The sequence below is a fragment of the Dyella sp. OK584 genome, assembly GCF_057787755.1.
The window spans coordinates 2,237,146-2,252,113 of the sequence record NZ_CM173542.1 but is presented as its reverse complement, the minus strand read 5'-3'; the positions used below and the strand labels follow the sequence as shown (position 1 = coordinate 2,252,113).

Genomic DNA, 14,968 nt, shown 5'->3' with positions numbered 1-14,968 from the left:
CATGTCAGCCATCCTCGCCTACCCTCACACTCGCAAAGCCATGCTCGAGAGCGCACTCGTCGCAGGAAGCCTGACACCGGTCTTCCAGCCCGTGGTGCGCGTCGACACGTTCGAGATCGTGGCGCACGAGGGATTGAGCCGCTGTACTTTCGTGTCTGGCAATTTGCCTATCCTCGACCTGCTGGACCTTGCACGCATGGAAGGTCGGCTCGCGGAAGTCGAGTTGCATGCCGCGCGCACCATCTGCCACAAGTTCGCCGGGTACGCGGAAACCGGTCGACTGCTGGTGAACCTGAGCGCCCACGCCATCCTGCAGGATGCGTTGCGACCAGACGACGTGCTGTACGCGCTGACGGCCAGCGGACTGGACCCCGCGCGCGTCACCATCGAAGTCACCGAACGCGACATGGCGGAGGACCCTGCGCGCCTTGCGCATGCGCTGGGTTATCTGCGTGCTCACGGCGTGCGCGTGGCGCTCGACGATTTCGGCAATGGCCACTCGAACTTCCAGATGTGGAACGAGATCCACCCGGACGTGGTGAAGATCGATCGCTACCTCATCAACGGCCTGTCGCGCAGCGCGGGACGGTTGGCCATTGTGCGGTCGCTATGTCAGGTCGCTGAAACCCTGGGTACGGATCTCGTTGGCGAGGGTGTGGAAGATCTTGCCGACCTGCGCGTTCTGCGTGACCTCGGTATCCCTTTCGCACAAGGCTTCCTGATCGGCCGTCCCGCCGCCGAGCCCGCGACGGAAGTCAGCCCGGAGGCAAAACAGCTACTGCACACGCCATCGATTTGCGTGCTGCCGCGTCCTCGTGGGCCCATCACGCAGCGCCCGACCCAGGTCAGCCATCTGCTGATCGAAGCGCCGGCCGTGCATCCAAGACAGACCAACGAGGAAGTGATGGCGTTGTTCGTCGATCATCCGGAGCTCCACGCCGTCGCCGTGGTCAACGATGGCCACCCCATCGGGTTGATCAACCGGCGTCTGGTGAACGAGCGCATGGCACAGCCGTTCGCCCGGGAGCTGCTCGCGCGTAAGTCGTGCACGGCGCTGATGAACAGCGCGCCGCTGGTATGCGACGAACACCGCAGCCTGGAAAGCCTCGCGGATGTTCTGCGCGGCGAGGACCAGCGCTATCTCGCCGATGGATTCATTGTCACCAGCCAGGGCATCTACCGTGGACTAGGCACCGGCGAGGCGCTGGTACGCCGCGTGAGCGAACTGCGCATCGATGCTGCACGTCACGCCAATCCGCTGACCTTTTTGCCCGGCAACATTCCCACCACTGAACATCTGGATCGATTGCTTCAGGGCGGTGAACGCTTCGCCGTGGTGCACGCCGATCTCACCGACTTCAAGCCATTCAACGACCACTATGGCTACTCGCGCGGCGACGAGATGATCCGCCTGCTCTCAAGCTTGTTGAGTGAGTATGTGGACCCGGCGCTCGACTTCATCGGCCATATCGGCGGCGACGATTTCGTGGTGCTGTTCCAGAGCGCGGACTGGAAGGCACGCTGCCAGCGTGTCATCGATGCCTTCAACACGCGCTCGCCCCATTTGTTCGATGCCGCCGACATCGCCCGCGGTGGCCTTCGCGGCAAAGACCGACGTGGCGAGCTCCAGTTCTTTCCCTTCACTACGGTGGTGATGGGTGTCGTTGAACTGTCGCCGCCGTTGCCGCAACGCGCTCAGCCGATCACCACGCTCGCGGCGCGTGCGAAACGTCATGCGAAACGTGGAGGCATCGGAATGCACGTGTTTTCGCGCGCGACGTCGCCTACGGCCTGATCGTTCCAGATCACCAGCGACGATCGGTCACGCGTCGAGCGCCCGCAGCTTCAGCCGCCGAATCGATCCGTCGCCTGCACCAGCTCGGAAATATTGCCCGGTTCGAACGCCGAGTGGCCGGCGTCCTGCACGATGCGAAGGTCCGCTTCCGGCCACGCGCGGTGCAAGTCCCATGCACTGCGCATCGGACACACCACGTCGTAGCGACCCTGCACGATCACGGCGGGAATCTTGCGGATGCGCTGGATGTTCCGCAGTAATTGATCATCGTGCTCAAAGAAGCCGCCGTGCACGAAGTAGTGGCATTCGATACGCGCGAAGGCCAGCGCGAACTCGTCTTCCCCGCTGGACTCGATATGCGCCGTGTCCTGCCACAGGTAGCTGGTCGCCCCCTCCCACACTGACCAGGCGCGGGCGGCATTCACGCGCACCTGTGGATCGGTGCTGATGAGCCGGCGGTAATACGCGCTCATCAGGTCGCCTCGCTCGGCCTCCGGAATCGCATGCAGGTAGGGCTCCCATGCGTCCGGATACAGCGCGTCGCAACCCTTCTGGTAGAACCACTCCAGCTCCCAGCGACGCAGCATGAAGATGCCGCGCAGCACGAGCTCGCTCACCTGCTCGGGATGCGTCTGCGCATAGGCCAGCGCCAGCGTCGAACCCCACGACCCACCGAACACCTGCCAGCGATCGATGCCAAGGTGCGTGCGAACACGCTCGATGTCGTTGACCAGATGCCAGGTGGTGTTGTCCTTCAGCTCCGCATGCGGCGTGGACTTGCCGCAACCACGCTGGTCGAACAGCACAATGCGATACACCGCCGGATCGAAGAAGCGGCGACACTTGGGATTGGTGCCGCCGCCTGGACCGCCATGCAGGAACACCACCGGCTTGCCGTTGGGGTTGCCGCTCTGCTCGTAGTACAGCGTGTGCAGGTCCGACACCTTGAGCATGCCGCTGTCATACGGCTCGATCTCGGGATACAGCGTGCGAAGTGCCTGCGACATGCTCTTGCTCCTTCAGGATGCTCTGACTTAGCAAACGGGGGGACGGCCAATTAGGCTAGCACGCCGCCCTCTCGTCAGAAGCCAAGACCTCAAGGGCTGCCCACCGTGAGCACCGTGAAACTGTCGGGAACCATGGCCGGCCGGCCGCCACCAGGCGCAGGGGACGAGGCGAATTTGGCCGCGGAAAGATACAGGCGGTGCAGTTTGGGATCGAGTGTGAGCGTGCGTGCGCTCGGCTGCGTGAGGATGGTTGCTGCGACGCTGTAGTGATCCGCATCATCTTGATGCACGGCAGTGATGGTTCCGCTCTCGCCGTTGGAACTGAATACGGTGGCGATGCTTTCGTCGAACACTACGGCGTCCGGGCCATCTCCGATGGGCACGCTGGTGACCAGCTTTCCGCTATCCGCATCGATGACGGCCATCTGCTGGTTATCGCACACCGAGAACAACCGATGCCTTTTTGCATCGATCGCCAATCCGCTGGGCGACTTGCACGAACCCAGCGACCAGGTGGCAACCACCGTGTTGGTCTTGCTGTCGATCTTCACCAGTTCGCCGCGATTTTCCAGATTCACATAGACATGCCCCGCCGCGTCCGTTACCGCGAACTCGGGCTTGTCCGTCAGGGGTACCGAGGTAATAACGGCATTACGCTCGGTGTCGATCACGCTGAACGAGTGCCCCTTTCCGTTGAAGGTGAGCACGTGTTTCGACGCAGGATCGTAGAGGATCGCATCGGGCTTCTCGCCGGTGCCGGTCACTGTGGCGACCACGGCCAGCGAGACGAGATCGAACACGGTCACCGACGCGCTCTGCCCATTGCTGGTGTAACCACGTCCGTGAGTGGGGTCGAACGCGATGCCGTGCACACCCTGAGTACCAGGGATGGTGCCGATCTGCTTGTCGTGGTCCACGTCGATCACCAGGACGCGGTCGCCCCGGCTGACAAACAGATGCCGGCGCTGCGCATCAAAGTTCAGATAGTCCCAACCACCCGCGCCACCCAACGCCAAACGCGACAGCACACGATAATCGGTGGGCTGCGGCGCGGCTGCCGAGGCGTGGGAGGCACATAGCACGAGCAGCGTCGTGGCCAGAGCACTGCGAAGATGTCGTTGCATGTCGGGAGCCATGAATGGTGAGGTCCTCTGAGCATGCAACTTTGGCCTTAGAGCCGCCTTAGTGCTGCCCCTCAGATAAACAACTTGCCCGGATTAAGCAGGCCCTTGGGGTCAAACACCTGGCGCACCCCCCGCATGAGGGCGATCTCCGCCTCGCTGCGTGTGCTGCCCAGGTAGGCCCGCTTGACCAGCCCGATGCCGTGCTCGGCGGAGATGCTGCCGCCATGGCGCTGCAAGGTATCGGCGAGCAGCTTGGTAACGTGCTCGCATTGGGCGATGAAGTCGGCGTCGGACATATCGGCCGGACGAAGCACGTTGATGTGCAGGTTCCCATCGCCAATATGACCGAACCACACCACGTCGAAGTGCGGGTACTCGCGCCCTAGTAGATCCTGGATCTCGTGCAGGAAAGCGGGCAGCGCGCTGATGCGAAGTGAAATGTCGTTCTTGTACGGCCGATGCGGCACGAGGCTTTCGGTAATACCCTCGCGCAGCCGCCACAAGGCCGCCGACTGCGCTTCGCTCTGCGCCATCACGCCATCACTGATCCAGCCACGCTCCATGCCCAGCTCGAACACCGCCAGCGCGGTGTCCTGCGCGGCTTCGCCTGCGTCGAACTCGGTGACAACGTAATACGGGTGTTCGCCGTCGATGGCGCGCTGTGCACCGTGCGACAGTACGTACTTGAGCGCCACGTCGGTAAGGAACTCGAATGCCTGCAGGGAGAGACGCGCGCGGAACAGCGCAAACACTTCCATCAGCGCATCCATGCTTGGCAGAGCCAGCAGCATCACTTGCGATGGTGGCGGCGGGTCGGTGAGCCGCAACGTCGCCTCCACTACCACGCCCAGCGTGCCTTCCGAGCCGATCATGAGTTGGCGCAGGTCATAACCGCTGGAGTTCTTGATCAACCCGCGATTGAGCTGCAACAGCTCACCGTTGCCGGCGATCACCGTGAGCCCTGCGATCCACTCCCGCGTATTGCCGTAGCGGATCACGCGAATGCCGCCAGCATTGGTAGCGATATTCCCGCCGATGGAGCAAGAGCCACGGGCGGCAAAATCCACCGGATAGATAAGGCCATGCTCGCGCGCCGCCTCATGCACCGCGTGCAGCGTCATGCCGGCCTGTACGCTAAGCGTACGATCCACCGCGTCGAAACCGAGCACACGGTTCATGCGCTCCAGGCTGAGCACCAGCTCGCCATGGGCGGCCACGGCGCCGCCGGACAAGCCGGTGCGCCCGCCTGAAGGCACCACGGCCACGTCATGCTCGTTCGCCCAGCGCACGATGGCCTGCACTTCGGCCACGTCGGACGGCAAGGCGATGGCCAGCGGCGCGGGTGTCCAGCGCCGCGTCCAGTCGCGGCCGTAGTGTTCCAGATCGGCCGGGTCGGTCAGCAGTCGAAGATCGGGCAGCCGATGGGTCAGCTCGGCCAGGCGGGCGTCAGTCATGAAAGGTTCCCCAAGTGCCCACCCAGCCTGCCAGCGACGGGCCGCAACGTCCAGTGTTGCGATGCCGCAAAACTGTCACAAGGTCTGGCATAGTGAAGGTGTTCTCCATCGCGCAACGGCCCATGAAGACCTCGTTCCCGAAACAAGACATCAAGGTGCTCCTGCTGGAAGGCGTCAGCCGCAGCGCCGTCGAAAGCTTCCACCGCGCCGGCTACAGCCAGATCGAGTTCCATGAGAAAGCCTTGCCCGAGGCCGAGCTCAAGGCTCGCATTGCCGAGGCGCATATCGTGGGCATCCGCTCGCGCACGCATCTCACCGACGACGTGCTTCAGCAGGCTAAACGGCTAATTGCCGTGGGCTGCTTCTGTATCGGGACCAACCAGGTGGACCTGGGTTCCGCCCGCCGCCTCGGCGTTCCTGTCTTCAACGCACCCTACTCCAACACGCGCAGCGTGGCCGAGCTGGTGATCGCCGAGGCGATCATGCTGTTGCGCGGCATCCCGCAGAAGAACGCGCTGTGCCATCGGGGCGGCTGGACCAAGTCTGCTGCGGGCAGCTTCGAGGCGCGCGACAAGGTGCTGGGCATCGTGGGCTACGGCCACATCGGTACCCAGATCGGCGTGCTGGCCGAGAGCCTCGGCATGCGCGTGATCTTCCACGATATCGAATCCAAGCTGTCGCTGGGCAACGCTCGCGCAGCAGATAGCCTGGAAGACCTGCTGGAGCGTGCTGATGTCGTCACGCTGCATGTGCCCGAGACACCAGCCACGAGGTTGATGATCGGCGCACCTCAGCTGGCACGCATGCGCAAGGGCTCGCTGCTGATCAACGCCTCGCGCGGCACCGTCGTCGACATTGATGCATTGGCTGATTCGCTGCGGTCGGAACATTTGTTCGGCGCTGCCGTGGACGTGTTCCCGGTGGAGCCCAAGGGCAACGACGATGCGTTCGTCTCGCCGCTGGTGGGCATGGACAACGTGATCCTCACCCCGCACATCGGCGGCAGCACGCTGGAAGCGCAGGACAACATCGGCATCGAAGTGGCGAGCAAGCTGGTGCGCTACAGCGACAACGGCTCCACCCTGTCGGCGGTCAATTTCCCCGAAGTCTCGCTACCCGAGCACCCGCGCAGCCGCCGCCTGCTGCACATCCATCGGAACGTGCCTGGCATGCTCTCGCGCATCAACGAACTGTTCTCGGCCGGCAACATCAACATCGACGCGCAGTTCCTGCAGACCGACAGCGAAGTGGGCTACGTGGTGATTGATGTGGCCGCCGACGAGAAGCAGTCCGCCGCGCTGAAGGATGAGCTCGCTGCTATTCCGGGCACGCTGCGCAGTCGCGTGTTGTACTGAGATCCAGCTTCCCCGTCATTCCTGCGGAAGCGGCAATGACGGGTTTTCCCTCGATCACTGGCAAAGCCTGAAGTCGCTGGGTTCTTGCTTTCGCAGGAATGACGAGCGGAAAACAAAAACGGCGCCCTGGGGCGCCGTTCTTCTAACTATTACCGAATTGGTCGGGACGGCGGGATTCGAACCCACGACCCTCTGCCCCCCAGGCAGATGCGCTACCAGGCTGCGCTACGCCCCGACGATACGGCAAGTCGACGAGTCTACCAGCTTAGCTGGTAGTACCGAAAGTCGTTGTTGAAGCTCAGCGACGCAGCAGCGTCAGCACTTCTTCCAGTTCCATGCGCACCTGGCGCACGATCTGGTGCGAAATGCTCGACTCCATGCGTGCCTGCGGGCCTTCCAGCCGGGCGCGAGCGCCGGTGATGGTGAAGCCTTCGTCGTACAGCAGGCCACGAATCTGCCGGATCATCAGCACGTCGTGACGCTGGTAGTAACGGCGGTTGCCGCGACGCTTGACCGGATTGAGGGCGGGAAATTCCTGTTCCCAATACCGCAGCACATGCGGCTTGACGCCACACAGTTCGCTGACCTCACCAATGGTGAAGTAGCGCTTCGCCGGAATGGCGGGGAGCTCGGTGTTATTCCCTTGATCCAGCATAGCCCTCGACCCGCACCTTGAGTTTCTGACCCGGACGGAACGTCACCACACGACGGGCGGAAATGGGAATCTCCTCGCCTGTCTTGGGATTGCGTCCCGGCCGCTGGTTTTTCTGACGCAGATCGAAGTTGCCGAAACCGGACAGCTTCACCTGCTCACCCTTTTCCAGCGCTTCACGGACCACCTCAAAGTAGGCGTCCACGAATTCTTTTGCCTCACGCTTGTTGAGGCCTACCTCGAGAAAAAGGCGCTCGGCCATCTCCGCTTTGGTCAGCGCCATCTCATCCTCGCAACTTTGCCTTGCATGCCATCTCCAACGCCACGACTGCTTCACGGATGTTACGGTCGGCGTCGTCGTCGGTAAGGGTGCGTGAAGCGTCCTGTAAAATCAAGCCCATAGCGAGACTCTTTCGGCCCGCTTCGACCCCCTTACCGCTGTAACGATCGAACAGGCGCAGCTCCTTGAGCTGCCCGCCTAGGGTCGTCCGCACCACCTGCTCAATCTGTGACCAGCTGACCGCTTCCGGCACATCCACTGCTATGTCGCGCCGCACCGACGGGAACCGGGGCACCGGTTCCGCCTTGGGCAGGCGACGAGCCAGCACCGGCTCCAGCTCCACTTCCAGCACATGGACATCGGCACCGAGGTCGAGCGCTTTAGCCAACTGCGGGTGCAGGGCACCCAGGTAGCCGACGGTCTCACCGTCGCGGGTCACCCTGGCACCCCGGCCCGGATGGAGCCAGGCGGGCAGGCTATCGGCGTGCATTGCCCAGCGATCTGGCTCGCCGCCCCACGCGATCAGCGCGTCCAAATCGCCCTTGAGGTCGTGGAAGTCGAGTGTGCGAGCCACCTCGCCCCACTGTTCGGCAGGGGCTGTGCCGCAAGCGACAATGGCGAGGCTTGGCGTCTCGGTGGGTGCATCCTTGCTCGCAGCGGCCTGCGGACCAATACGGAAGGTGCGACCCAGCTCGAACAGGCGCACGCGCTCCTGCTGGCGTGCACGATTGTGCGTCAGCGCCACCATCAGACCTGGCAGCAGCGACGGGCGCATCACGGCCAGATCGGCCGACAGCGGATTGGCCAATGCCACGAGCTGCTCGGTCATGCTCCAGCGCTGCAGCAGATCATTGCCGACGAAGGCTAGATTGACCGCCTCGTAGTACCCACGGGCAGCCAGTTGCTCGCGCACCGCCAGCTCGTTGAGACGGCCTTCCGGCTCCACCGCCAGGGTCAATGCGCCAGCCGGCGTGTGTGTCGGGATATTGTCGTAGCCATGGATGCGCGCGACCTCCTCGATGAGGTCCTCCTCGCGCTCGATATCAAAGCGGCTGCTTGGTGCAGTGACCTGCCAGCCCTCCGCCTGCGACAACACCTGCATGCCAAGCGCGGTGAAGATGCGTGCGACTTCCGCATCAGCCACGTCGATGCCGAGTACGCGCTTGAGGCGCGCGCGACGCAGCACCACCGTTGCCGGCTTCGGCAGGTCGGCAAGATTCTCCGCCACCAGCACGGGGCCAGCCTTGCCACCAGCGATGGAAAGCAGCAACTCGGTGGCGCGCTCCAGGGCGCGCTGTGGCAACGCAGGATCAACGCCGCGCTCGAAGCGATGCGATGCATCGGTATGCATGCCCAGCTTGCGCGCTCGTCCCATGATCGCGGCTGGGGCAAAATGCGCGGCCTCCAGGAATACGTTGTGTGTGTCGTCGGTAACGCGCGAATCGAAGCCGCCCATCACGCCCGCAACAGCGAGACCGCTCTGCTCGTCAGCAATCAGCAGGAAACCCTTATCGAGCTTCGCTTCAGAGCCATCGAGCAGCTTGAGTGCTTCGCCCGCTCGCGCGTGACGCACCACGATGTCGCCATGCAGCTTGTCGTTGTCGAATGCATGCAGCGGCTGACCAAGCTCAAGCATCACGTAGTTGGTGATATCGACCACCGCGCTGATCGGACGCAGACCCGCGCGACGCAAACGCTCGGCGAGCCATAGCGGCGTAGGCGCTTTCGCGTCGATACCTTCGACGATGCGACCGAGATAACGCGGTGCGTCGGCGCCGGCTTCAAGACGAATGCCGCGACGCGCCTCGCTCGTGACCGGAGCGGCCATTTGCTCGCCCAACTTCACGTGGCTACCGAACAGCGCCGCCACGTCGTGAGCCAAGCCGAACAAGCCCAGGCAGTCCGGACGATTCGGCGTGAGCTTCAGTTCGAAGCTTGCATCCGGCAGGCCGAGGTACGCGGCGAGCGGCTGGCCCACAGGCGCATCGGCCGGCAGCTCAAGCAGGCCGGACGCGTCGTTGTCGATGCCCAGCTCCTTGGCCGAACAAAGCATGCCGAACGACTCCACGCCGCGCAGCTTGGCCGCCTTGATGGAAATGCCGCCAGGCAGCGTGGCGCCCACGGTGGCCAGCGGCACCTTGATGCCTACGCGCGCATTCGGCGCGCCGCAGACGATCTGCAGCGGCTCACCCTGCCCCACGCTCACCTTGCACACCTGCAGGCGATCGGCTTCCGGGTGCTTCTCGGCGCCAATGATTTCAGCGATGACCACACCGTCCAGGCCTTCGCCCAGCGGGGTGAGCTCTTCCACTTCCAGGCCCGCCATGGTCAGCGCGTGGGCCAGCGCCGCGCGGTCAGCCTGGATCTCGACCAGTTCGCGCAGCCAGTTCTCGGAGAATTTCATGCGTGTCGATTCCTGACGCGACTAAGAGCCTGTTTATGGTCTCCATGTAGCCCGCGCCGGAAGCTGTTTGCGCGCAGGCCAAGGAAGAACGAGGGCGTGTACGTCCGTACACAACCGAGTGATGACGCCGGCCTGGGGGCAAACAGATCTGGCCCGAAGGGTTGGGTTGGTGTGCCCTCCAGGGAATGGCACGCGGCTCGACCTGACAGCCAGTCGGGCACTTCGCTACGCGCCATTCCCTGGCGGGCACACCGGCTCAACGCGGACTGCATGGAGACCATAAACAGGCTCTCAGGCGAACTGCTTAAGGAAGCGCAGGTCGTTCTCGAAGAACGCGCGCAGATCGGAAACGCCGTAACGCAGCATCGCGAAGCGCTCCACGCCCAGGCCGAACGCGAAGCCGGTGTAGCGCTCCGGATCAATGCCACAGTTCTTCAGCACATTCGGATGCACCATGCCGCAGCCCAGCACTTCGAGCCAACGCGTGCTGCCATCTTCGGCATCCCAACGGATGTCCACTTCGGCCGAGGGCTCGGTGAAGGGGAAGTAGCTGGGGCGGAAACGCATTTCGAAATCGCGCTCGAAGAACGCGCGAATGAATTCGGCGAGCGTACCCTTCAGGTCGGCGAAGCTGGAGGTTTCATCCACCAGCAGGCCTTCGATCTGATGGAACATGGGCGAATGGGTCTGGTCCGAATCGCTGCGGTAAACCTTGCCTGGCGCAATGATGCGGATCGGCGGCTGTCGACCTTGCATCGAGCGCACCTGCACCGGCGAGGTATGCGTGCGCAACAGCCGGCCGTCACCAAAGTAGAAGGTGTCGTGCATGGCGCGCGCCGGATGATGCGGCGGGAAATTCAGCGCCTCGAAGTTGTGCCAGTCGTCCTCGATCTCCGGACCGTCGGCGCGCTGGTAACCCAGACGCGAGAAGATCGCGGTGATGCGCTCCAGCGCACGAGTAATCGGGTGAATGCCACCGCGCTCACCGTTGCGACCAGGCAGCGTGATGTCGAGCTTCTCGAAGGCGAGGCGGCGATCAAGCTCGGCCTGCTCCAGCACTTGCTTGCGGGCGGCCAGGGCGTCGGCAAGGCGATCCTTGACGCGGTTGACCTCGGCGCCACGCGCTTTGCGCTCGTCGGGGGACAACGCACCCAGCGCCTTGAGCGCGGCAGTGACGATGCCACTCTTGCCAAGCAGGCTCACGCGCAGCGCGTCGAGCGCTTCGAGCGTATCGGCCTTGTCGATATCGGCCAGCGCCTGCACGGCGCGGCTATCCAGATCGTCCATCGATGCGATTCCGGTTTGGAAGTCCACAGAAACAAAAACGGGGAGGAGGCTAATGGCCTCCTCCCCGCTTGATCACATCATATCGTCAGTGCGCGTGCGCTAGACGATCAAGCGGCCAGACTGGCCTTCGCCTTTTCTGCGATCACGCCAAACGCCTTGATGTCGTGCACGGCGATGTCTGCCAGCACCTTACGGTCGACCGTGATGCCGGCCTTGGCCATGCCGTTGATCAGGCGGCTGTAGGACAGACCGAACTGACGGGCAGCAGCATTGATACGCACGATCCACAGGGCGCGGAACTGACGCTTACGCTGCTTGCGGCCGATATAGGCGTACTGACCAGCCTTGATGACGGCCTGGTTAGCAACGCGGAAGACCTTGCGACGGGCATTGTAGTAACCCTTCGCACGGCCAATGATCTTTTTGTGACGACGACGGGCGGTAACGCCACGCTTTACACGAGCCATGGTTTATCTCCTCGCCTTACAAGTACGGCAACATGCGTGCAACACTCTTGGTGTCGCATGCCTTGACGTGATTGGTCGCACGCAGACCGCGCTTACGCTTGGTCGACTTCTTGGTCAGGATGTGCGACTTGAAGGCGTGACCGGCCTTGAACTTGCCCGAAGCGGTCTTGCGAAAACGCTTCGCGGCCGCCCGGTTGGTCTTGATCTTGGGCATCGGAATGCTCCTTGAGAGGGGATTGGGACCCCGGTTTCTGACTGATCTGGCGGTGGCCTGTGAGCCACTCTTTCCGTCCTGCCACGATCGGTTCACGACCCGTCCATATGGGTCGAACCGACGATTATACGGAGTGCGGGGGGGTAACGCCAGTCTTTGCCGCCCCAGTCCTTTTGCGGCCCGCGAGCGGAACACAGGAACCCAAGCATCCTCGCCGTCATTCCGGCGGAAGCCGGAATCCAGTGACTTTGAGCCGCCACAGGCACCGAAGGAAAAGCCAAAGGCCCTGGATTCCGGCTTCCGCCGGAATGACGGATCAGGAGAGGCTCTCGCGAGCACCAGCCCCTCACCTCGGTCCTCTCCCCGGAGAGGGAGAGGAAGGCTCGCTCTTGCAGACTTGGCAAGAAAAAAGGCGACTCTGAGGTCGCCTTTTCGGTTACTGCTTCTTCTTGGGCCCGATCATCATGACCATCTGACGACCTTCCAGGCGCGGGAAGGACTCCACCACGCCGTTCTCGCCCACGTCTTCCTGGATCTTCTTGGCCAGGTTCTGGCCCAGGTCCTGATGGGACATCTCGCGACCGCGGAAGCGGATGGTGACCTTGACCTTGTCGCCCTCTTCGAGGAAGCGAAGCATGTTGCGCAGCTTGATCTGGTAGTCGCCCACGTCCGTGACCGGACGGAACTTCACTTCCTTGATTTCAACCTGCTTTTGCTTCTTCTTGGCCGCCTGGGCCTTCTTCTGGGCTTCGAACTTGAACTTGCCGTAGTCCATGATGCGGCAGACCGGCGGGTCTCCGTTCGGCTGGATCTCGACCAGATCCATCCCCGCTTCCAGGGCCAATGCCAGCGCCTCATCGCGGGTGAGAATGCCGAGCTGTTCAGCGTCGGCGCCGATCACACGGACGCGCGGAACGCGGATCTCATGATTACGGCGATTGCCCTTAGTGTCGGTGGTAGCGATACCACAATCCTCCAGAAGAGTTCTTAAAAGTGCCGCCCCGCGCGCTTAGCGGCGGGTTTCGGCTTCCAGGCGTTCGATAAACGCGGCCACCGGCATGCTGCCGAGGTCCTCGCCCGAACGCGTACGCACGGAAACGGCCCCTGATTCCTTCTCGCGATCTCCGACCACCAGCAGGTAAGGGACTTTCTGCAACGTATGTTCGCGGATTTTATAGCCGACCTTCTCATTGCGCAAATCGGCCTGCACACGGAAACCTTTATCGACAAGGGTTTGCGTCACTTCGCGAACATAGTCGGCCTGCGCATCCGTAATGCTGAACACGGCGGCCTGGATCGGGGCCAGCCAAGGCGGCAGCAACCCAGCGTGGTGCTCAATCAGGATGCCGATGAAGCGCTCCATCGAGCCGACAATGGCACGATGCAGCATCACCGGGTGACGACGCTGTGAATTCTCATCCACGTACTCGGCACCTAGGCGCTCGGGCATCATGAAGTCCACCTGCATGGTGCCGACCTGCCAGGCACGGCCGATGGAGTCCTTCATGTGGTACTCGATCTTGGGACCGTAGAAGGCACCCTCGCCCGGCAGTTCTTCCCAGCTCACGCCAGCCGCACCCAGCGCCGCGCGCAGCGCGTGCTCGGCACGATCCCACACTTCGTCGCTGCCGATGCGCTTGTCTGGACGCAGCGCAATTTTCAGCGCGATGTCCTCGAAGCCGAAGTCACCATAGACCTTCATCGCCTGCTGGTGGAACGCCGTCACTTCCGATTCGATCTGCGCTTCGGTGCAGAAGATGTGGCCATCGTCCTGCGTGAAGGCGCGCACGCGCATGATGCCGTGCAGTGCGCCCGAGGGTTCGTTGCGATGGCAGGCACCGAATTCGCCGTAGCGCACCGGCAGTTCACGATAGCTGTGCAGGCTCGTGTTGAAGATCTGCACGTGACCCGGGCAGTTCATCGGCTTGAGTGCAAACGTGTGCTTCTCCGACTCGGTGAAGAACATGTTCTCCTGATAGTTGTCCCAGTGCCCGGACTTCTTCCACAGCGACACGTCCAGCACCTGCGGGCAGCGCACTTCCTGGTATCCGCTGTTGCGGTACACGCGGCGCATGTGCTGCTCCACCTGCTGCCAGATGGCCCAGCCGTTCGGGTGCCAGAACACCATGCCGGGGCCTTCTTCCTGCTGGTGGAACAGGTCAAGCGCCTTGCCGATCTTGCGATGGTCGCGCTTCTCCGCCTCTTCCAGCTGGTGCAGGTGGGCCTTCAGATCCTTGTCGCTGAGCCAGGCCGTACCGTAGATGCGCGTGAGCATCGCGTTGTTGGAATCGCCACGCCAATAGGCACCGGCCACCTTCATCAACTTGAACGCACGCAGCTTGCCGGTGTTGGGCACGTGCGGGCCGCGGCAGAGGTCGGTGAACTCGCCCTGCGTGTAGAGCGAGAGATCCTCATTGGCCGGAATGCCTTCGATGATCTCTGCCTTGTATTCCTCGCCAAGACCGCGGAAGAACGACACGGCGTCATCGCGCGACTTCACGCTGCGCGTCACCGGCAACCCTTCCTTGACGATCTTTTCCATCTCCGCCTCGATCTTCACCAGATCGTCGGGCGTGAATGGGCGCTCATAGGCGAAGTCGTAGAAGAAGCCGTTGTCGATCACCGGGCCAATGGTGACCTGCGCGCCGGGATAAAGGCGCTGCACGGCCTGCGCCAGCAGATGAGCCGTGGAGTGACGCAGGATTTCCAGCGCCTCCGGGCTCTTCTCGGTGACGATTTCGAGGCTGGCGTTGTGATCGATTGGGAAACTGGCATCCACCAGCTTGCCGTCCACCTTGCCGGCCAGAGTGGCCTTGGCCAGGCCAGCGCCGATGGAGGCAGCGACATCCTGCACCGTCACCGGATGGTCGAAGGGACGTTTGCTGCCGTCGGGTAGCGTGATTTCAATCATTTTCGCACCTGATACACA

At 62.8% G+C, this 14,968-nt stretch carries 13 protein-coding genes and 1 tRNA gene; 2 read left to right on the top strand and 12 right to left on the bottom strand.

Annotated elements, in window-relative coordinates; all coding sequences use genetic code 11:
• Positions 1 to 40 precede the first annotated feature (40 nt).
• Positions 41 to 1,795 (top strand): EAL domain-containing protein, encoded by a 1,755-nt coding sequence (locus AC3CBN_RS09985; RefSeq protein WP_488632881.1) that lies wholly within the window; start codon positions 41 to 43, stop codon positions 1,793 to 1,795.
• A 50-nt stretch (positions 1,796 to 1,845) separates the two neighbouring features.
• Here the strand turns inward: AC3CBN_RS09985 and pip are convergent, their stop codons facing one another.
• The 3 genes from pip to AC3CBN_RS09970 form a co-directional block, all read right to left on the bottom strand.
• Positions 1,846 to 2,802 carry a prolyl aminopeptidase gene (gene pip, locus AC3CBN_RS09980; protein ID WP_488632880.1) on the bottom strand — a complete coding sequence of 319 codons (957 nt, stop codon included), beginning with the start codon at positions 2,800 to 2,802 and terminating at the stop codon, positions 1,846 to 1,848.
• Between the two features lie 89 nt (positions 2,803 to 2,891).
• Positions 2,892 to 3,926, bottom strand: coding sequence for a YncE family protein (locus AC3CBN_RS09975; RefSeq protein WP_488632879.1), 1,035 nt, complete (start codon positions 3,924 to 3,926; stop codon positions 2,892 to 2,894).
• A 71-nt stretch (positions 3,927 to 3,997) separates the two neighbouring features.
• Positions 3,998 to 5,380 (bottom strand): FAD-binding oxidoreductase, encoded by a 1,383-nt coding sequence (locus AC3CBN_RS09970; protein WP_488632878.1) that lies wholly within the window; start codon positions 5,378 to 5,380, stop codon positions 3,998 to 4,000.
• 122 nt (positions 5,381 to 5,502) lie between these two features.
• On the opposite strand from AC3CBN_RS09970, the gene serA reads away from it, so the two are divergent.
• On the top strand, positions 5,503 to 6,735 hold the full coding sequence (gene serA / locus AC3CBN_RS09965) for a phosphoglycerate dehydrogenase (RefSeq protein WP_488632877.1): 1,233 nt from the start codon (positions 5,503 to 5,505) through the stop codon (positions 6,733 to 6,735).
• Between the two features lie 158 nt (positions 6,736 to 6,893).
• On the opposite strand, the gene AC3CBN_RS09960 is transcribed toward serA, so the two are convergent.
• The 9 genes from AC3CBN_RS09960 to thrS form a co-directional block, all read right to left on the bottom strand.
• Positions 6,894 to 6,970 (bottom strand) — tRNA-Pro (locus AC3CBN_RS09960).
• 63 nt (positions 6,971 to 7,033) lie between these two features.
• Positions 7,034 to 7,390, bottom strand: coding sequence for a MerR family transcriptional regulator (locus AC3CBN_RS09955; protein WP_324858614.1), 357 nt, complete (start codon positions 7,388 to 7,390; stop codon positions 7,034 to 7,036).
• Positions 7,371 to 7,670, bottom strand: coding sequence for an integration host factor subunit alpha (ihfA, locus tag AC3CBN_RS09950; RefSeq protein ID WP_114823863.1), 300 nt, complete (start codon positions 7,668 to 7,670; stop codon positions 7,371 to 7,373). The genes AC3CBN_RS09955 and ihfA overlap by 20 nt, the downstream gene beginning before the upstream one ends.
• Position 7,671: 1 nt before the next feature.
• On the bottom strand, positions 7,672 to 10,071 hold the full coding sequence (gene pheT / locus AC3CBN_RS09945) for a phenylalanine--tRNA ligase subunit beta (RefSeq protein WP_488632876.1): 2,400 nt from the start codon (positions 10,069 to 10,071) through the stop codon (positions 7,672 to 7,674).
• A gap of 291 nt (positions 10,072 to 10,362) precedes the next feature.
• Positions 10,363 to 11,358, bottom strand: a complete 996-nt coding sequence (pheS, locus tag AC3CBN_RS09940; RefSeq protein ID WP_488632875.1) for a phenylalanine--tRNA ligase subunit alpha — start codon at positions 11,356 to 11,358, stop codon at positions 10,363 to 10,365.
• 107 nt (positions 11,359 to 11,465) lie between these two features.
• Positions 11,466 to 11,825: a 50S ribosomal protein L20 gene (rplT, locus tag AC3CBN_RS09935; RefSeq protein WP_488632874.1), complete on the bottom strand. Its 360-nt coding sequence runs from the start codon at positions 11,823 to 11,825 to the stop codon at positions 11,466 to 11,468.
• Between the two features lie 16 nt (positions 11,826 to 11,841).
• The gene (gene rpmI / locus AC3CBN_RS09930) at positions 11,842 to 12,039 is read right to left on the bottom strand and encodes a 50S ribosomal protein L35 (RefSeq protein ID WP_017463631.1); all 198 of its coding nucleotides are present in this window, start codon (positions 12,037 to 12,039) and stop codon (positions 11,842 to 11,844) included.
• Between the two features lie 436 nt (positions 12,040 to 12,475).
• On the bottom strand, positions 12,476 to 13,003 hold the full coding sequence (gene infC / locus AC3CBN_RS09925; protein WP_488636703.1) for a translation initiation factor IF-3: 528 nt from the start codon (positions 13,001 to 13,003) through the stop codon (positions 12,476 to 12,478).
• A gap of 45 nt (positions 13,004 to 13,048) precedes the next feature.
• On the bottom strand, positions 13,049 to 14,950 hold the full coding sequence (gene thrS, locus AC3CBN_RS09920) for a threonine--tRNA ligase (protein ID WP_488636631.1): 1,902 nt from the start codon (positions 14,948 to 14,950) through the stop codon (positions 13,049 to 13,051).
• Positions 14,951 to 14,968: the final 18 nt, after the last annotated feature.